17 protein-coding genes are annotated in these 18,540 nt (G+C 69.0%); 10 read left to right on the top strand and 7 right to left on the bottom strand.

Annotation, left to right across the window (positions count from 1 at the left end; translation table 11 throughout):
- Positions 1 to 84 precede the first annotated feature (84 nt).
- From B146_RS0109405 to B146_RS25585, 7 genes are all read left to right on the top strand, one after another.
- Positions 85 to 1,140: a sugar phosphate isomerase/epimerase family protein gene (locus B146_RS0109405; protein ID WP_019996184.1), complete on the top strand. Its 1,056-nt coding sequence runs from the start codon at positions 85 to 87 to the stop codon at positions 1,138 to 1,140.
- Positions 1,140 to 2,282 (top strand): Gfo/Idh/MocA family protein, encoded by a 1,143-nt coding sequence (locus B146_RS0109400; protein ID WP_019996183.1) that lies wholly within the window; start codon positions 1,140 to 1,142, stop codon positions 2,280 to 2,282. Before B146_RS0109405 ends, B146_RS0109400 begins: the two co-directional genes overlap by 1 nt.
- Positions 2,267 to 3,784, top strand: a complete 1,518-nt coding sequence (locus B146_RS0109395) for a sugar ABC transporter ATP-binding protein (RefSeq protein WP_040408371.1) — start codon at positions 2,267 to 2,269, stop codon at positions 3,782 to 3,784. Before B146_RS0109400 ends, B146_RS0109395 begins: the two co-directional genes overlap by 16 nt.
- Positions 3,781 to 4,767, top strand: a complete 987-nt coding sequence (locus tag B146_RS0109390; protein ID WP_019996181.1) for an ABC transporter permease — start codon at positions 3,781 to 3,783, stop codon at positions 4,765 to 4,767. The genes B146_RS0109395 and B146_RS0109390 overlap by 4 nt, the downstream gene beginning before the upstream one ends.
- A gap of 25 nt (positions 4,768 to 4,792) precedes the next feature.
- Positions 4,793 to 5,740 (top strand): ABC transporter substrate-binding protein, encoded by a 948-nt coding sequence (locus B146_RS0109385; RefSeq protein WP_019996180.1) that lies wholly within the window; start codon positions 4,793 to 4,795, stop codon positions 5,738 to 5,740.
- An 80-nt stretch (positions 5,741 to 5,820) separates the two neighbouring features.
- Positions 5,821 to 6,318, top strand: a complete 498-nt coding sequence (locus B146_RS0109380; protein ID WP_019996179.1) for a ribonuclease H family protein — start codon at positions 5,821 to 5,823, stop codon at positions 6,316 to 6,318.
- A gap of 234 nt (positions 6,319 to 6,552) precedes the next feature.
- Positions 6,553 to 6,975 (top strand): DUF4267 domain-containing protein, encoded by a 423-nt coding sequence (locus B146_RS25585; RefSeq protein WP_081630949.1) that lies wholly within the window; start codon positions 6,553 to 6,555, stop codon positions 6,973 to 6,975.
- 274 nt (positions 6,976 to 7,249) lie between these two features.
- Here B146_RS25585 and B146_RS0109370 read toward each other — a convergent pair whose 3' ends face one another.
- A complete protein-coding gene (locus B146_RS0109370; protein ID WP_019996177.1) occupies positions 7,250 to 7,507 on the bottom strand; it encodes a hypothetical protein in 258 nt (85 codons plus the stop codon).
- Positions 7,508 to 7,773: 266 nt separating this feature from the next.
- On the opposite strand from B146_RS0109370, the gene B146_RS0109360 reads away from it, so the two are divergent.
- On the top strand, positions 7,774 to 8,715 hold the full coding sequence (locus tag B146_RS0109360) for a cation diffusion facilitator family transporter (protein ID WP_244498172.1): 942 nt from the start codon (positions 7,774 to 7,776) through the stop codon (positions 8,713 to 8,715).
- Positions 8,716 to 8,952: 237 nt separating this feature from the next.
- Here B146_RS0109360 and B146_RS0109355 read toward each other — a convergent pair whose 3' ends face one another.
- From B146_RS0109355 to B146_RS0109330, 6 genes are all read right to left on the bottom strand, one after another.
- Entirely contained in the window at positions 8,953 to 9,717 is a 765-nt protein-coding gene (locus B146_RS0109355; RefSeq protein ID WP_019996175.1) for an inositol monophosphatase family protein, read from the bottom strand.
- The gene (locus B146_RS0109350; protein WP_019996174.1) at positions 9,714 to 10,589 is read right to left on the bottom strand and encodes a glycerophosphodiester phosphodiesterase family protein; all 876 of its coding nucleotides are present in this window, start codon (positions 10,587 to 10,589) and stop codon (positions 9,714 to 9,716) included. Before B146_RS0109350 ends, B146_RS0109355 begins: the two co-directional genes overlap by 4 nt.
- 57 nt (positions 10,590 to 10,646) lie before the next feature.
- The gene (locus B146_RS25580) at positions 10,647 to 11,600 is read right to left on the bottom strand and encodes an ABC transporter permease (RefSeq protein ID WP_019996173.1); all 954 of its coding nucleotides are present in this window, start codon (positions 11,598 to 11,600) and stop codon (positions 10,647 to 10,649) included.
- Complete coding sequence (locus B146_RS0109340) at positions 11,597 to 12,454, bottom strand: ABC transporter permease (RefSeq protein WP_019996172.1); 858 nt, start codon at positions 12,452 to 12,454, stop codon at positions 11,597 to 11,599. The genes B146_RS25580 and B146_RS0109340 overlap by 4 nt, the downstream gene beginning before the upstream one ends.
- On the bottom strand, positions 12,451 to 13,515 hold the full coding sequence (locus B146_RS0109335) for an ABC transporter ATP-binding protein (RefSeq protein WP_019996171.1): 1,065 nt from the start codon (positions 13,513 to 13,515) through the stop codon (positions 12,451 to 12,453). The genes B146_RS0109340 and B146_RS0109335 overlap by 4 nt, the downstream gene beginning before the upstream one ends.
- Positions 13,516 to 13,593: 78 nt before the next feature.
- Complete coding sequence (locus tag B146_RS0109330; protein WP_019996170.1) at positions 13,594 to 14,844, bottom strand: extracellular solute-binding protein; 1,251 nt, start codon at positions 14,842 to 14,844, stop codon at positions 13,594 to 13,596.
- A gap of 161 nt (positions 14,845 to 15,005) precedes the next feature.
- Between B146_RS0109330 and B146_RS0109325 the strand changes: the two genes are divergently transcribed.
- Together B146_RS0109325 and B146_RS27690 are read left to right on the top strand one after the other, a co-directional pair.
- Positions 15,006 to 16,166, top strand: a complete 1,161-nt coding sequence (locus tag B146_RS0109325; protein ID WP_244498173.1) for an ROK family transcriptional regulator — start codon at positions 15,006 to 15,008, stop codon at positions 16,164 to 16,166.
- 379 nt (positions 16,167 to 16,545) lie between these two features.
- Positions 16,546 to 18,537 (top strand): methyl-accepting chemotaxis protein, encoded by a 1,992-nt coding sequence (locus tag B146_RS27690; protein WP_162141935.1) that lies wholly within the window; start codon positions 16,546 to 16,548, stop codon positions 18,535 to 18,537.
- The last annotated feature ends 3 nt before the right edge of the window (positions 18,538 to 18,540 follow it).

The raw sequence follows: 18,540 nt of genomic DNA, 5'->3' as shown, positions 1-18,540 counted from the left end.
CCGCAAGGCGCGCCCGGCGCAGGGCTCACGCGCGGCCGGATCGCTCCGGCGCGCGCTCATCATCCATCTTGCGGGGAGGACGCATTGAAGACGATCAAGGGACCGGCGCTGTTTCTGGCGCAGTTCGCGGGCGACGCCGCTCCGTTCAACTCCTGGGACGCGATCACGAAATGGGCGGCCGATTGCGGCTATGCCGGCGTTCAGGTGCCGAGCTGGGACGCGCGGCTGATCGATCTGGCGAAAGCCGCCGAAAGCCGCGACTATTGCGACGAGTTCAAGGGTGTCGCCAAGGCCAACGGCGTCGAGGTCACGGAACTCTCCACCCATCTTCAGGGCCAGCTCGTCGCCGTTCACCCGGCCTATGACGAGGCCTTCGACGGGTTCGCGGCGCCGGAAGTTCGCGGCAATCCGAAGGCCCGGCAGGAATGGGCCGTGGATCAGGTCAAACAAGCGCTCACCGCCTCGCGCAACATGGGCATCGGCGCGCATGCGACCTTCTCGGGCGCGCTCGCCTGGCCCTTCGTCTACCCCTGGCCGCAGCGCCCGGCCGGCCTCGTGGAAACCGCCTTCGACGAACTGGCGCGCCGCTGGCGGCCGATCCTCGACCATGCCGAGGCGTGCGGCGTGGACGTCTGCTACGAGATCCATCCGGGCGAGGACCTGCACGACGGCGACAGCTACGAGATGTTCTGGGAGCGGACGGGCCGCCACGCGCGGGCCTGCATGCTCTACGACCCCTCGCACTACGTGCTCCAGTGCCTCGACTATCTCGACCATATCGACATCTACAAGGACCGGATTCGGATGTTCCATGTGAAGGACGCCGAGTTCAATCCGACCGGGCGCAAGGGCGTCTATGGCGGGTTCCAGCCCTGGGTGAACCGGGCCGGACGCTTCCGGAGCCTGGGCGACGGGCAGGTCGATTTCGGCGCGATCTTCTCCAAGATGGCGGCCAATGATTTCGACGGCTGGGCCGTGGTGGAATGGGAATGCTGCCTGAAGCATCCCGAGGACGGCGCGCGCGAAGGCGCCGCCTTCGTCCGTGACCACATCATCCGCGTCACCGAACGCGCCTTCGACGATTTCGCCGATGGCGGCACGGACGACGTCGCCAACCGCCGCATGCTGGGGATCTCGTGATGGCGCGCATCAGACTGGGAATGGTCGGCGGCGGCAAGGACGCCTTTATCGGCGCGGTGCACCGCATCGCCGCGCGCATCGACGGCGAGTTCGAGCTGGTGGCGGGCGCCTTGTCCTCCACCCCCGAACGCGCGCGCGAAAGCGGCGAGGCGCTCGGGCTCGACCCCGCGCGTTCCTATGAGAGTTTCGAGGCGATGGCGGAAGCCGAGGCCGCGCGCCCCGACGGGATCGAGGCCGTGTCGATCGTCACGCCCAACCATGTCCACGGCGCGGCGGCGGCGGCCTTCCTGAAGCGCGGCATCCATGTGATCTGCGACAAGCCGCTGACGGCCACCATGGCGCAGGCGGCCGAGCTCGAAGCCGCCGTGCGCGCCTCCAAGGCCCTCTTCATCCTCACGCACAATTACACCGGCTATCCGATGATCCGGCAGGCGCGCGAGATGGTGGCGGCCGGCGATCTTGGCACGATCCGCGTCGTGCAGGTGGAATATGCGCAGGACTGGCTGACCGAGGCGAGCGAAGAGACCGGCACCAACAAGCAGGCCGAATGGCGCACCGACCCCGAGCGCTCCGGCGCGGGCGGCTCGATCGGCGATATCGGCACGCATGCCCACAATCTCGCCTGCTTCGTCACCGGCCTCACGGTGGAAAAGCTCTCGGCCGACCTGCAAAGCTTCGTGCCCGGCCGGCGGGTGGACGACAACGCCCATGTCATGCTGCGCTTTGCGGGCGGGGCACGCGGGATGCTCTGGTGCAGCCAGGTCGCGCCCGGCTGCGAGAACGGGCTGCGGCTTCGCGTCTTCGGGGAAAAGGGCGGCCTCGAATGGGCGCAGGAGGACCCGAACTATCTCTGGTTCACCCCCTTCGGCGAGCCCAAGCGCTTGCTGACGCGGCGCGGCGCGGGCGCGTCGGAGGCCGCCAACGCGGTCAGCCGCACGCCGGGCGGCCACCCGGAGGGTTATCTCGAGGGCTTTGCCAATCTCTATGCGGGCGCTGCCGCGGCGATCCGCGCGGCGCAAGGGGGCGGGCGCGATCCGGTGCTGGACGTGTTGCCGGGCCTCGAGGAAGGGCTTGCGGGCATGCGCTTCATCGACGCCTGCGTGCGATCGTCGGGAGGCGACGCGGCATGGGTGACGCTCTAGCCGCTCCGGTGCTGGAGCTGCGGCAGGTCAGCCGCAGCTTCGGCCCGATCGAGGTCCTGCACAAGGTGGACATCCAGCTTCGGCCGGGCCGCGTCCATGCGCTGATCGGCGAAAACGGGGCCGGCAAGTCCACCACGATGAAGATCCTGGCGGGCTACCAGTCCGCCTCGTCGGGCGAGGTGCGTCTCGACGGCCGGCCGGTCGCCTTCGCTTCCATGGGCGAGGCGGAGGCGCAGGGCATCTCCATGATCCACCAGGAGTTCAACCTCGCCGAACAGCTGAGCGTCGAGGAGAACATCTTTCTCGGCCGCGAGCTGAAGCGCGGCTGGCTTCTCGACAAGCCGGCCATGCGCCGGCGCGCCCGCGAACTGCTCGACCGGCTCGACTGCCGCGCCGACACGGAGCGGCGCGTCGCCACGCTCTCCAATTCCGACAAGCAGATGGTGGAGATCGCCAAGGCCCTGCTGCGCGACACGCGCGTCCTCGTCATGGACGAGCCGACGGCGGTGCTGACGCGGGCCGAGACGGCGGTTCTCCTGCGGCAGGTCCGCGCCCTGCGCGAGGCGGGAACCGCCGTGCTCTTCACCTCCCACAAGCTGGACGAGGTGGAGGAGATCGCCGACGACCTCACCATCATGCGCGACGGGCGCGTGGTCTGGACCGGGCCGGCGGCCGAGCTCGACCAGCACGCCATGGCCAATGCCATGGTCGGGCGCGAGATGTCGGACCTCTTTCCGCCCAAGCGCGGCACGCCGGGCGATCTGGCGCTGGAGGTCTCGGGCTTTTCCGTGCCCGGCTTCTCTGATGATGTCGGCTTCACGCTGCGGCGGGGCGAGATTCTCGGCGTCGCCGGCCTCATCGGTTCGGGCCGCACCGAGACGTTCGAGGGCCTGTGCGGCCTTCGCCCCGCGAGCGGCACGGTGCGCGTCTTCGACAGACCCGCGCGCATCGAGCATCCCTGGCAGGCGCAGGCGCTCGGCCTCTGCTACCTGACGGAGGACCGCAAGACGCGCGGCCTTCTCCTGTCCAAGGGGATGCGCGAGAACCTGACGCTGCAGGCGCTGGAGAAGTTCGGCCGGGGCCTCATCGACACCCGCGCCGAGGAGCGGGCGCTGACGCAGGCCATCGCAGATTTCGACATTCGCGGCCATCGCGGGGCGCTCGTCGGCAATCTGTCGGGCGGCAATCAGCAGAAGCTGCTCTTTGCCAAGCTGCTGCTCGCCGACCCGCGCATTCTCGTCATCGACGAGCCGACGCGCGGCATCGACATCGGCACCAAGCAGCAGATGTACGAGTTCATCCGGCGCCTCGCGGCCGAAGGCCGGGCCATCGTCGTGATCTCGTCGGAAATGCAGGAGGTGATCGGCCTTGCCGACCGTGTCCTCGTGATGCGCCACGGGCGGATCGTCGGGGAACTCGGGGCCGACGCCACCGAAGACAGCATCGTGCGGCTGGCCATGGGGGTGGCGCCGCTGACAACGGGAGGAGAGACCACCGCATGACCGAGCCCGCCAAGGCGCAGCGCCGCATCGCCATGAGCGTCGTCGGGCCGATCCTCGCCCTCGTCCTCCTCGTGGTGGCGGGCGCGCTCCTCAACCCGAACTTCCTGAGCTTCGACAACGTCACCAACGTTCTCGCCCGCTCGGCCTTCATCGGCATCATCGCGGTCGGCATGACCTTCGTCATCACCGCCGGCGGGCTCGACCTGTCGGTCGGCTCCATGGCGGCCTTCATCGCCGGGCTGATGATCCTCGTCATGAACAAGGCGCTGCCCGAACTCGGCGTGGGCGTGCCCATCGTGCTTCTCGGCATGGGCGTGGCGCTTCTGGCGGGTCTGGCGGCGGGGCTTCTGAACGGGCTTCTCATCACCCGGCTCGGCATCGAGGCCTTCATCGTCACGCTCGGCTCGATGGGCATCTATCGAAGCCTCGTCACCTGGCTCGCCAATGGCGGCACGCTGTCGCTCGACTTCAGCCTGCGCTCCTTCTACCAGCCGGTCTATTACGGCGGCGTCTTCGGGGTGAGCTGGCCGATCATCGTTTTCGCGGTCGTGGTGATCGTCGGCGAGATCGTCATGCGCTCCACGGCCTTCGGCCGCCATTGCGCGGCGATCGGCTCCAACGACCAGGTCGCCAGATACGCCTCGGTGCGCGTCGCCCGCGTGCGCCTCGCCACCTATGCCGCGCTCGGCCTTCTCGTCGGCGTCGCCACCATCATGTACGTGCCGCGCCTCGGCTCGGCCTCGTCGGCCACCGGCCTTCTCTGGGAGCTGGAGGCGATCGCCGCCGTGATCATCGGCGGCACGGTGCTGAAAGGCGGCTTCGGCCGGGTCTGGGGCACGGTGATCGGCGTCCTGATCCTGTCCTTGATCGGCAATCTCCTCAATCTCACGGACTTCGTCTCGCCCTATCTCAACGGCGCGATTCAGGGGGCCATCATCGTTCTCGCTGTGGTGCTGCAGCGTGAAAGCAAAGCCGGCCGATAAGCCGGCATCCTCGGGAGGAACCACCATGAAACATCTTCTGCCCGCGCTTGCGCTCACCCTTGCCCTGTCCGTGCCCGCCTGGGCGCAGGACGCGGCCAAGAAGGTGGTCGGCGTGTCCATTCCCGCCGCGACCCATGGCTGGGCCGGCGGCATGAACTACTTCGCGCAAAGCTCGATCGAGCAGATGAAGGCGACCTATCCCCAGCTCGATTTCGTGCTGGCCACCGCCTCCGACCCGGCCAAGCAGGTCAACGACATCGAGGACATGCTGGCCACCCGCAAGATCGACGCGCTGGTGGTGCTGCCCTTCGAGTCCGAGCCGCTGACCGGCCCGGTGCAGAACGTGAAGGCCTCCGGCGCCTGGGTGACGGTGGTGGATCGCGGCCTGTCGGTTCCCGGCATCGAGAATCTCTATGTCGCCGGCGACAATCCGGGCTTCGGCCGCGTGTCGGGCGAGTTCATGGCCTCGAAACTGCCCGAGGGCGGCAAGATCGTCGTCCTGCGCGGTATTCCGACCACGATCGACAACGAGCGCGTCGAGGGCTTCCAGAAGGCCGTCGAGGGCAAGAATGTCGAAATCCTCGGCATGGAGCACGGCAACTGGAACCGCGACACCGCCTTCACGGTGATGCAGGACTTCCTGTCGAAATACCCGCAGATCGACGCGGTCTGGGCGTCGGACGACGACATGGCCGTCGGCGTTCTCGCCGCGATCGAGGCGGCGGGCCGCAAGGACGTCAAGTTCGTGCTCGGCGGCGCGGGCATGAAGGAGATGATCAAGCGCACGATGGACGGCGACGCGATGATCCCCGCCAACGTCACCTATCCGCCGGCCATGATCGCCACCGCGATCGAGGTCACGGCGCTCGGCCTCGTGTCCAAGGCGCCGGTCTCCGGCAAGTTCGTGATCGGCTCGACGCTGGTGACGCCCGACAACGCCAAGACCTTCTACTATCCCGACAGCCCGTTCTGATCGGGAAGAACGACCATGGCCGGATGCGTCCGGCCATGGCATGGGGGAGGGCGCGCCCTTTTCCCATGCCGGATGACCCCATGCCAGATCCCGCCTCCGCCGCCGCTCCGGGGCGCACCGTGATCCACACGGACGGCTCCTGCGAGGGCGCGCTCGGCCGGGGCGGCTGGGCCGCCGTGATCCGCCGGACGGGGGAGGACGGGAGCAAGGGCGAGCCGGTGATCCTGACCGGCACCGAGCCCCGCACCACCAACAACCGCATGGAGATGCAGGCCGCCATCGCCGGCCTGAGAGCCGTTCCCGACGGGCCGGTCACGATCGTCAGCGACAGCCAGTATCTCGTGCGCGGCATCACCGAATGGGCAAAGCCCTGGAAGTCCCACGGCTGGAAGAACCCGGCCGGCCGCAAGGTGCGCAACCGCGATCTCTGGATCGAGCTCGACGCGCTGGTCGGCGATCGCGACATCGCGTGGACCTGGGTCAAGGGCCATGGCGGAGACGCGGGCAACGAGGAAGCGGACGGTCTGGCGCGGCTCGCCGCGAAGGCCGGGCCGAAATTGGTGAAGCCGGCGACGTGAGGAGGCCAGGGCACAGGCTGTCTCACGCCTTCGCAGAACGCCCGGCCCGACCCTTTTCGAGGGCAAGGGCAGCCCGCCCCGTAGCCGCCGAAACGCTTCGCGCTCGACCTTCGGGCCCCGCGCGGCAGGTCCCTCCCTTGGGCCGTGTGCCCGCAGGCAGAAAGGGGAAGGCGGACATGCGCGGCAGGTCCTTTTTCTGAGCCATGTGCCGGCAGGCGAAAAGAGAGGGCGGACATGCAGCGATCCGAACGAATGCGGGCGAGCGAGATCGAGACGTGGCTCGTTTTGGCGCTGGCGCTCGTCTTCGCCGGGCTCGCCTTCGCCTTCTGGGCGTTCCCGGCGGGCGGCGCGGCCTTGTTCGGCCTCGCGGCCGAGACCGAGGGCGCCCGGGCCTATCTGCGCGCGGTCGCCATTCGCGATCTGGCGCTGGCGGGCTACATGATCGCGCTCCTGCGCTTTTCCACCCGCCGCGCCCTCGCCCTTCTCGCGGCGGTGACGGTGGTCATCCCCGTCTGCGACCTCGCGCTCCTGGCGATCGAGACCGGCGGGCTGACGCTGTTCCACGCGCTCGTTCACGGCGCGAGCGCCCTGGTCTTCGCCGCCCTGTCATGGCGATTGTTCGCGATCGATCGAGCCGCGCGGCGGCTGGAGGTGTGAGGCCTCGCCGCCCTATCCGTTCGACGGAGGCGTTTCCTTCAAAAGCGCGGGAGCGAGCCTGTGTGCTGCACCCGCAAGAGCGATCCCGGCCTCCGGGGAGTGATCAGCGCCCCCAGGTGCGATCCGTCACTTCGGACACGACCCGCAACCTTACAACGATCCGCAACCTCGGAGCGATCGGCAAGCCCGGGTCCGTTCGGCAACCGCGAAAGCAATCGGCGCTCCCGCGAACTGCATGAACTCCTGCCGAGGCGTTCCGGCTCTTGCCCGCCGATCAGTTGCCCGGCCGGCCATGATCGAGCGGCGCCTCGCCGTTCACGATGCGCTGGCGCGCCGCCTCGTGGCGCTCGTGCAGGGCCTGATAGCGCAGGTCGGCGCTCATCTCCTCGCCGGCCTCGTTGCGCCGCGTCAGATCGAGAAACGCCACGCTCTCCTCCGCCGACAAGCCGACGAACACCTGCCGCCCCTCGCCATCCAGCGTGATCGCCCGCATCCCGCGCAAAAACTCCTCTTCCGCCGCCGTCAGGTCCATCGCTCGATCTCCGTTTCGTGCCGTGCCCTTCGCTTCCGGCGCAGGGCGAACCAAAGGGGTCTCCTGCCGGGAAAATGACGAAGCGATGAAAGGCGTTCCCTCGCGCGGCGGACGCGCTTCGGGTCCTCGCGATCGCATGGGCGTTCCGACGTTCGCCCTGTCGAAGATGTGACGACGGTCTCGTGCGGGCGGCAAGCCCCCCTCTTGCTGCGAAGGCGGTCTTGCGCCAAGTGGCCGGCTAACGTCCCAATCAACCGCAGGTCCCCTTGAGCGCCATCGCCAAACCATCGGAACAGGTCGTGTTGCGAAACTCGATCGTGGTCACGGCCTGTCTCGCCCTGATCGGCATCGGTTTCGGCCTGGCGGCGGGGTCGTCGGCGATCGTGTTCGACGGGTTCTATTCCCTGACCGACGCGAGCATGACCGTTCTGGCGCTGGTGGTGTCCCGGCTCATCGTGTCCTCGGGGATGACGGGCCGGCCGCCCGGGCGCTTCGCCCAGCGCTTCACGGTCGGCTTCTGGCATCTGGAGCCCATGGTGCTCGGACTGAACGGGGCGCTTCTGACCGGAGCGGCGGTGTTCGCCTTCGTGTCGGCGGTGGGCGACATTCTGGCCGGCGGGCGCGACCTCGCCTTCGGATACGGGATCGCCTATGCCGCGATCACCGTCGCGGTGGCGCTGGGAATGGTGGCCTATGTCCTGCGCGCCAACCGCGCGATCGGCTCGGCCTTCCTCACGCTCGACGCCCGCGCCTGGATGATGTCGGCGGGCCTCACCGCCGCGCTCCTCGTCGCCTTCATCGTGGGCGCGCTGATCCAGGGGACGCGCTACGCCTGGGCGACGCCCTATGTCGATCCGGCGGTTCTGATCGTCGTCTGCGTCGTGATCCTGCCGATCCCGCTCGGAACGCTGCGCCATGCGATCTCGGACATTCTCCTCGTCACCCCGCCCGATATCCTCGCCGAGGTGACGCGCGTGGCGGACGAGGTCGTGGCGCGGCACGGCTTCCTGTCCTACCGCGCCTATGTCGCGCGGATCGGGCGGGCCAAGCAGATCGAGCTTCACTTCATCGTGCCCGAAAACCTTCCGCCCCGGCGGCTGGAGGAATGGGACCATCTGCGAAACGAGATCGGCGAGGCGATCGGCGGGGAAGGGCCGGACCGCTGGCTGACCATCGCCTTCACAACCGACCCGGAATGGGCCGAATAGCGGCTTGGCACTGCGCGACGCCTCTGCGTTCAGGCCGCGAAAGGTCTCTCGATGGGCGCGGCGGGGAAGGGCCTTTCGGCCCGGACGAAGCCGTTCCGCCCGCGTTGCTCGGCGCAGTAAAGGGCGCGGCAAAGGGCGTGGTCGGCGGCGGTGGGACGGTCGGCGAGCGAGCCGGGGACACCGGCCGCGCCGTCGCCGCGCGGGGCGGCTCCTGCCTTTCGCCCCTCGCCTCTCCCGTCAGACACCGGCCGGCAGGCAGGCGTCCAGAACGGCCTTCGTGCCCGCCCAGACGCCATGGTTGCCGTTGCCCCGATCCAGCGTGCGCACGGCGAGGCCGGCTTCGCGGCAGATCGCGACGCCGCCGGCCATGTCCCAGAGGGTGGTGCGCGGCTGGAGATGGCCGTCGAGGCGGCCGAGCGCGGCGAACATCATCGAGACGCTCGTGCAATGATAGGAATGGGCGTACCAGCCGGCATGGCGCAGGCGCGAGTAGAGGGCCACCATCTCGCCGAGATCGTCGTCCGCGCCGTCGCCGAGCGAGACGACGCCAAGGCTCGGCGCGCGGGGCTCCGGCGCGAACGGCGCGCCGTTGAAGAGGAGGCCGCAGCCCGTGGCCCCCGCGAGAGACTCGCGCAGGACCGGCGCGTCCACCGCGCCGACCACGGGCTCGCCGTCCACGACATAGCCGAGCGACACGCCCCAGAGCGGCGAGCCGGCGAGGAAGTTCGAGGTGCCGTCGATCGGATCGACGATCCAGAAACGGGAGGCCGGCTCGCCGCCTTCCTCCTCGCCGAGCACCGCTTCGCCCGGAAACAGCGCGGCGAGGCGGGCCCGGACATGACGCTCCACCGTCCGGTCGGCCGCCGTCACGAAGTCGCGCGGGCGCTTGGTCTCGATGGCAAGACGCCCCCGGTCGCGGAAGAAGCCGAGCGCCATTTCTGCGGCGTCGGCCACGACGGAGGCGGCCGTCGCGCGACGGGCGACGAGATCGGCCGGGCTCATCGGGCGATCGCGCCCCGCGCGCGGGCAAAGGCGATCAGCGCTTCGGCCTGATCGGTCTGGATCGCGCCGACCCCGGCGTCCAGCAGCACGCCCCAGACGCTTTCGGGGTCCCGCAGGGCGCGGGTGTCGTTGAAGTCGAGGCTGTGCGAGCAGTCGAGACTGTTGGTCCAGTGCCGGATGCCGGCGGCCTCGCGCGCGGGGCGGGCCTCGGCCAGCGCCCGCAGACTGTCGAAATGACACTCGACGACATCGGGAGCGAGGCGCGCGATGCCCTCTACCTGCGCGCGCGACAGGCCGTCGCGAAGGCGGAAGAGCGGCATGAAGGGCACGGTGCCGAAGCCCGGCATGTCCTCCACCGGCAGGCGGGCGGCGAGCGGATCGACGCTCGCCTTGACGAGAACCTCGCCCGCCATGCCCCTGTCGAGGACGAGCTTCATGACGGCGGGCAGGTCGCGCACGTATTTGGTGTCGATGTTGAGAAGGATGCGCCCGCGCGCCGCCTCCAGCATCTCGGCCAGAAGCGGCAGCGGCTCGTCGGTGACGGGCGCCTCCTCGCCGCCCTCGCCCGCGCGAAGCCGCAGGGCCGGGCGCATGGCGTCGCGCAGCGCGGCCACCGGCCCGGTTCCCGTCGTGGTGCGGTCCAGCGTGTCGTCGTGGATCGTCACCAGCGTGCCGTCGGCATTGGACTGGGTGTCGAGCTCCATCATGTCGACGCCGAGCGCCACCGCGCGCTCCAGCGCGGCGAGCGAGTTTTCCGGCGCCCGGTCGAAGACGCCGCGATGGGCGATCACCACGAGATCCTGGTTCGCGCGGGAGAAGGTCGCCTGGACGGGGGAGGAGGCGTCGGACGCAAGGGCGCGCTGGAGGGACATGGGGCGGGCTCTATTCTTTTGGCGGGAGGAAGGGAGAGGCGAGGAAAGGGCAGGCCGTCAGACCTTGCCCATCCCCGCCGACAGGAGGTCGTCGCGCATGATCCGCCCGGCGAGAACGAAGATCACGAGCACGGGAACGAGGAGAACGAGCGCCACCACCGCGGCGGTCGGGAACTGGAGCGAGTAGGGGTCGAGAAACGTGTAGAGCTTGATCGGCAGGGTCTCCACGACGGGCGCGCCGACGATGAAGGACTTGTCGAACTCCTCGAAGGACCCGACGAAGGACAGGAGCCCGCCCGCCAGGAGGCCGGGCACGGCGAGCGGCAGGACGACGTGGAGGAGGATGCGGTGCGGCCGCGCGCCGAGCGCCCGCGCGGCATGGATGAGATCGTCCGGGATGGCCGAGAAGGCCGCCGCCATCAGGCGGATCATGAAGGGCAGCGTGCCGACGAGCTGCACCAGGATGACGCCCGTCACCGAATAGGCGAGGCCCAGAAACAGGAAGACCTGCCCGACGCCCACCGCCACGATCAGGCCCGGCACGATCACCGGCGCGAGCACCAGGATCTCCACCAGCCGCTTGAGGCGGAAGGGAAAGCGCGCGAGCGCCCAGGCCGTGGGCAGGGCGATGACGCTGGTCAGCGCCGTCACCGCGACCGCGATCAGCGTGCTGTTGAGAAGCGCGCGGAAGATGCCGGCATCGTCCGTCACCTTGTGCCAATGGGCCATCGTGTAGCTCTGGGGCACGAGATCGGGCGGCGCCCAGCGCTCGGCGACGCTCCACAGCGCCATGAGGAGCGCGGGCACCACCACCACGAGGAAGAAGCCGAGAAACAGGCCGCCGGCGACGAGCGGGCGGTCGGCCTGCGTGAAGGGGCGCCGGCGGGGCTGGTCGCTCGACGTGACGGCAGGTGCGGCGGCGGCAGGGGCGGGGGCAGCGGCGGTGGCAAGAACGGCAGCGGCGCCGCCGGGTGGCGCGGGCAGCGCCGGGGTGAGGCCGGTGGTGCTCATCGCGCGGCCTCCGAGGTGAGCTGGCCGAAGCGCGACGTCATCATGTCGTAGGCGAGGAGCACGGCGACGGCGAAGCCGGCCAGAACCATTCCCATGGCGAAGACCTCCGGAAAATTCCCCTGGTTGAAGGCCTGAACCATCAGAACCGACAGGGGGCGCGGATTGGCGGGGCCGACGAGATCGGGGATCGCGTAGGAGCCCATGGAGCCGATGAAGGTGAGAAGCACGGCGGCGGTGATGCCGGGCATGGCGAGCGGGATTTCCACGAAGAGCACGGTCCGCCAGCGCGAGGCGCCGAGCGCCCGGGCGGCGTGGGAGACTTCCTCAGGGATCGCGGCGAAGGCGCCGGTGATCACCAGCGTCATGAAGGGCACCTGCTTCCAGGTGGAGGCGAGAATGACGCCGACGCCCCATTCGTCGCGCACGAGGCGCGGGGCCGAAAACCCGATCGGGGCGAGAAGGCGCGAAAGGATGCCGCCCTGCTCGCCGACGGTCAGCAGCATCAGGGCGACGATGATGCCGGGCACCGCCATCGGGATCTTGTAGAGGCCGTTGAACCAGGCCCGCCCGACGAAGGAGCGGCGCAGGAGAAGCGCCAGCGGCAGCGAGACCGCGAGCGTCAGGAGAACCGGCATCACGCCGTAATAGATCGAGGTCGAGAGGCCGCGCTGGAGCGTCGGGCGCGTGAAGACCTCGGCATAGTTCGCCAGCGTGAAGCGGCCGGCCTCGTCGAGAAAGCTGCCATAGAGGACGTTGAGAAGCGGCCCCGCGAAGAACAGCATGAGATAGCCGAGGCCCGGCAGGAGCAGCGCTCCGATCAGGAGGCCGCGCCGGAGGGCGGGGGAGGCGCTCATGCCGCGAGCCTCCCGGCCTCGACGGGCGCGGCCTCGACCGTCTCCTTGAGGGCGTGGGGCGCCGACAGGAACCGGAGCGCGACGCGCGTGCCCGTCTCGATCAGCGCCTCGCCGCCCGGCCGCAGCACGGCGACCGATGTCGGGCCGGCGACAACCGTGTAGAGCGTGCCCGAACCGAGAAACGACACGGCCGACACCACGCCTTCGCCCTGCGGATCGGGGGCGAGGTCGAGCGTTTCGGGCCGGGCCGAGATCGTGGCGCGGCCGGGCTGGAGCTGGCGGTCGGCAGGCACGCTCGCGCCCCAGGGCAGGCGCAGATGCCCGTCCACGGTCTCGCCCTCGAAAAGGTTGGTCTGCCCGAGGAAGGTCGCGGTGAAACGCGTTTGCGGCGTGCGGTAGAGGGCGGCGGGAGTGCCGGTTTCCACGATGCGCCCGCCGTTCATCACCACGATCCGGTCCGACATGGCCATGGCCTCGGACTGGTCGTGGGTGACGTAGAGGCTGGTCGCCCCGCTTTCGCGGTGGAGCGCCACGAGGTCGGCGCGCAGGCTGTCGCGCAGCTTGGCGTCGAGATTGGACAGGGGCTCGTCGAACAGGAGAAGGCGCGGGCGCATGACGATGGCGCGGGCGAGCGCCACGCGCTGCTGCTGGCCGCCCGAAAGCTCGCGCGGCATCCGGCCGACATAGGGGCCGAGATTGCAGATGGAGACCGCATGGTCGATGCGCGCGGCGCGCTCGGCCTTCGGCACCTTCTTCATGCGCAGGCCGAAGGCGAGATTCTCGCGCACGCTCATATGCGGAAAGAGCGCGTAGGTCTGGAACACCATGGAAATGTCGCGGCGCTCGGGCGGCAGCGTGTCGATCCGCTCGCCGCCGAGATGGATCGTGCCGGCGCTCGGGCTCATGATGCCCATGAGAAGGCGCAGAAGCGTCGACTTTCCGCAGCCCGAGGGGCCGAGCACGGTGACGAATTCGGCCCGCTCGACATCGAGGTCGAGCGGATGGAGGGTGCGCGTGGAGCCGTGGTCCTTGGCCAGGCCCCGGATGGACAGTTCGATCATGACGGGTCGCGTCCTTGTCGATCGGAAGGGGAAAGCGGACGGCTCGGCGCGGGGCCGGCCGTCCGGCGGGGCGGCGCCCTACTTGTTCAGAACCTTGTCGTCCAGCGCTTCGCCGAGCGCGGTGGACATCTCCCAGAAGACCGGGCCGGCCCGGGCGGGAAGCTGGTCGGCGGGCACGAGATGGGCCTTGGCGGCCTCCGGCAGATCGGCGGTGGAGACATCCGTGCGCGGCGAGCGCGAGGCCTTGTGCTCCAGCTTCCAGAGCTGGAAGTCGCGGTCCATCGCCATGTCGATCAGGAGCAGGGCGGCGGCGACGTGCTTGGCGTTGGTGGGGATGATGAAGGCATCGCCCGAACTCGCCTCGCCCGGCTTCAGGAGCGTCAGGCGGATCGTCTCTGGAAGCTGCTTGCCGGCCAGCGCCGCCGCGACGCCGTCCTCCCAGACGGTGCCCATGGTGATCTGCTGGTTGTTCAGGAGGTTCAGCGTGTCGGCATTGCCGTTGGTGAGTTCCACCACCTTGAACAGCTTGCCCATATAGTCCCAGAGCGGCTGGAGGCAGGACGCGCCCTGCGCGAAGTCGCGCGCCTGATCGAGCGTCTGCGAATAGTCGTTCAGCGGCTTGCGGCAGGCGTCGTCGGTGAGCGCCAGCGCGGCGGAGTAGAGGAAGCCGCCGCCCGAGCCGCCCTTGGCCGGCAGCGTCACGCCGACCTTGCCGGGATGCTTCTGTGCATAATCGAGGAAGCCGGGAAAGTCCTGCGGCACCTCGTCCGGCGTCACGAAGGCGCTGTCGTAGCCGATCGCCGTCTGGTTGCGATGGACGAGGGCGAACGTGCCGCCGTGCCGGCGGCCGAAGATCTCGTCGGTGAAGCGCGGGTCCATCTTCGAGAAGTTCGGGAGGATGTGGGTCAGCGGCACGTCGCCGATGACGCCGGACTTGGACAGGAGCGGAAAGCCGCCGCCGCCGGTGAAATAGGCGTCGACCGGCGAATCCTGGCCGGCCCGGTGAACGGCGATGAGCTGCTGGTTCGCCTGGTCCCCCTTCACGTCGCTATAGGTGACCTTGATCCCGTATTTCGCCTCGAAACGGCGGATCAGCTCGGCCCAGGTGGGGCCGAAGCTGCCGGCGAAATTGTAGAAGACGACCTCGCCCTCCTTCTTCGCCGCCGGCACGACGCGCTCGTAGAACGTCTCGCGCGTCAGCTGGGACAGGTCGATGTCGCCGGCGTTCTTGAGCGGGCGCGGGTCCGCCGAGGCGGCGGCCCCTTGAGCGAGGAGAGCGAGACCTGCGGCCAGGGCCAGACAGGACGCGCGAAACCGGGAGATCGGCATGAACGGGTTCCTTTCCGTGGTCGGCTGAAGAGCCGCTTTCTCTGCGAACCCTTAATACTACGCATTGAGTGTAATATTTATGACGCCCATAGGCAGACCGGTCAAGCGGCCCGTCCGGGGCCGGATCGGGGCCGGAGCGGGGCCGGATGGGGATCGTGGCGATGGCGAGCGAGGGGATGGGCGGCGAGCCGGAACGGAGCGGAGCGGCGCGCACACCCGCCGAGGAGCGCAGCCTCAACGAGCGCGTGATCCTCGACACGGTGCGCCGCACCGGCGGCCTCGCGCGCTCCGAGATCACCGCCTTCACCGCGCTTACCCAGCAATCGGTGCATCGGCTGGTGGACGGGCTGATCGAAGAAGGGCTCCTGCGCGCCGGGAGCCCCCGGCGCGGCGGGCGCGGCCAGCCGAGCCCGCAGATCGAGCTGGTGCCGGAGGCGCGCGTATCGCTCGGCGTTTCCGTCAACACGGATTCGATCGACCTGTGCCTGTCCGACCTGTCCTGCCGCATCCTGTTTCAGGAGCGTCTGGCGATCCTGCCGACGTCCCGCGAGGCTTCGCTCGCGGCGATCGCCGCGCGCTTCGAGGAAATTCTCGACGCCCGTGCCGTGCCGCGCGCGCATGTCATCGGGCTCGGGCTCGGCATCAGCGGCTATCTTCTGGCCGACGGTCGGCGCATGAACGCGCCCGAGCCCCTGCGCGACTGGTCGCTGATGGATCTCGCCGCCAGCGTCGAGGGGCATGTGCCCTATCCCGTGCAGATCGCCAACAACGCCACGACGGGCGCCATCGGCGAAAGCCTGCAAGGGTTCGGCCGGCGCTTTCGCACCTTCGCCTATCTGTCCTTCAACGAGGGCTTCGGCGGCGGCCTCGTGATCGACGGAACGCCCTGGTTCGGCGCGTGGCGCAACGCGGGCGAGTTCAGCGCCCTGTTCTCGGAGGAGGACGGCCGCGACCGGCCGGCGCTGGGCTCGCTCGTCGAGACCCTGAACCGGCACGGCGTCGAGGTCGCCTCGGTGGCCGACCTGCGCCGCCGCTTCGATCCGGACTGGCCGGGCGTCGAGGAATGGCTCGGGCGCGTGCGCGCCATGACCGACCGCATCATCAACGCCCTGTCCGGCATTCTCGACCCCGAGGCCATCGTCTTCGGCGGCCAGATCCCGCCGGCGCTCGCCGAACGCCTGATCGCCAACGTCACCTTCTACGGCAAGGGCCGTTACGGCGAGCCGCTGCCGCGCCCGGCGCTTCTCGTGTCGCAGATGAGCAGCGAGGCGCCGGCGCTCGGCGCGGCGCTCCTGCCGATGAAGGGCCGATACCTGCCCTGAACGGATCAGAGCCAAGGCCGAGCCGGGTGCCCTCGGCCCGCTTCCTTCCCCGCTCGCTTTGAAGGACCGAACCCGTTCGGCGTTGAAACGACCGGGTTCGATCGAGTCTCCCAATACTTCCGGTCACTATTGGCGAGCGAATTTTGCCGGGAAAATTCTTTCCGTCTATTCAAATTGATTCATTCAGCCCGATCGAGAGCGGTCCATCCTTAAAATCGCATTCACGATCCCGTCATAACCATTGCCCTATCTCGGATGGGGGTCATTTATGCGCGTTTCTGTGAAAGCCAAGATTGGCGTTTCATTCGCAGCTGTTCTGGCGATGCTGGGCGGGGCCGGGTATCTTGGAGTTTCGCGCCTCGGCTATGCCAACGAAGCGATGAAGCACTTTGCGTCCGGCCCCTATGAAGCGTCCGTCAATCTCGGTCAGGCGGCGCAGATGATACAGGGCATGGGGCGCAGCCTGAATGCGCTCGTCATGGTCGATGACATCGCGCTGAAACAGGACCGCGAACAGTCCATCCAGTCGGCCTATGACACGATCGTCCCGATCCTGACGGCCTATCGGACGAAGGTCCCGCCGCAAGCGAAAGACGATGTCGCGCGGGTCGATCAAGCCCTGTCGCGTCTCGAAACCTGGTATGCCACGGCCCGCACCACGATCGACCTGTCGATGCAGAACTCGAGACCGAAAGCGCTCGATCTGGAGGCGGAGCGGGGCCGCGCGATGGGCGACGGGCTGGTCCGGTCGCTCGACAAGGCCGAAGGGGCGATGGCGGCGGCGCGATATGACGGGCCGGCGCGTGCCGTTCTGTCCGATCTCCAGCCCGCCCTGGAGCGTCTGCGCTTCCTCATGATGTCGGTCGTCGCCGAATCCGACGCCGATCGCCTCCGCGCCCTGCAGGCCGAGTTCGAGGACGGGCTCGCCCGGTTCGACGAGAGAATGAACGGGTTCGCCACCCTTGCCGGCAGCACGACCTACGGGGCCGAGGCCAAGGCGACCCTCGATCTGTGGCGCGGATTTGCCCCGGTGATGAAGGATATCTTCGCGCTCGGGACGGCCAGTGCCGACAGCAAGGCCGTGGAAATCGCGATCGATCAGGTCCGGCCCCAGACCCTGGACCTCGTCCAGAACGTTCAGGATCTGATCGGGTCCCAGAGCAAGAGGGCCGAAGCCATGAGGGGCGACATCGAGGACACCTATCTGTCCACGCGAACGCTTCTGACGGAGCTCGTTCTCGCGGCCCTTCTGGTCGGGGCGGGCGCCGCGAGCTGGATGGCGCTGTCGATCAGCCGGGGGCTTCGACGGGCGGTCGACCTGTCCGAGGCGATCAGCGCCGGCGACATTTCCCGGACGGTCGATGCGAAGGGCTCGGACGAGGTCGGCGAACTCCTGCGCTCCATGAACCGGATGAGCGCCAAGCTCTCGGCGATCGTCGGAGACATTCGCGCCTCGGCCTCCCAGGTCGCGGCCGGCTCCACGCAGTCCGCCGCGACGGCGGAGCAATTGTCGGCGGGCTCGACCGAACAGGCCGCCGCTTCCGAACAGGCGTCGGCCGCCGTCGAGCAGATGACGGCCAATATCCGCCAGAACGCCGACAACGCCGCGCAAACGGAAAAGATGGCCAATCTGTCGTCCGCCAGCGCGCAGAAGAGCCGCGAGGCGATCGCGGGCTCGCTCCTTGCGATGGAGACGATCGCCGAAAAGGTGCGCGTGGTGCAGGAAATCGCTCGCCAGACCGACCTTCTGGCGCTGAACGCCGCCATCGAGGCGGCCCGCGCCGGCCCGCACGGCAAGGGGTTCGCGGTCGTGGCCAGCGAGGTCCGAAAGCTCGCCGAGCGGAGCCAGGCGGCGGCCGCCGAAATCAGCGACCTGTCCTCCGGGACGCTTCAGGTGGCTCAGGAAGCCGGCCGCATGTTCAATGAACTCGTGCCCGACATCCAGCGCACCGCCGACCTCGTGTCGGAGATTTCCGCCGCCTGCCGCGAGCAGTCGATCGGGATCGAGCAGATCAACCAGGCGATCCAGCAGCTCGATCAGGTGACGCAGACGAATGCCGGCGCGGCGAACGAGATGGCCGCCACCGCCCATCAGCTCTCCACGGAAGCGGGGCGGCTGGGCGATGGCGTCGGCTATTTCACGGTCTCGGCCCGGCCCCCCGGGCCGAGACGGGCGACGCCTCCCGTGCCGAGGCCGGCGACGCCCAAGGCCTCGCGCGAGGAATCGGTGCGCGCCTTGCGCCAGCGGGTGCGCGAGTTCGGGCAATCCCACGCCGCCCCGACGCCACCTGAGGAAGCCGACGCGCGCCCGCGCGCGGGCTATGCGCTGGACATGGGGGACGAAGGCGGCTTCGAGCGGATGAGCGCCTGACCT

Source organism: Aureimonas ureilytica DSM 18598 = NBRC 106430 (genome assembly GCF_000382705.1).
Lineage (GTDB): Bacteria > Pseudomonadota > Alphaproteobacteria > Rhizobiales > Rhizobiaceae > Aureimonas > Aureimonas ureilytica.
This window is presented reverse-complemented; position numbering and strand designations above follow the sequence as displayed.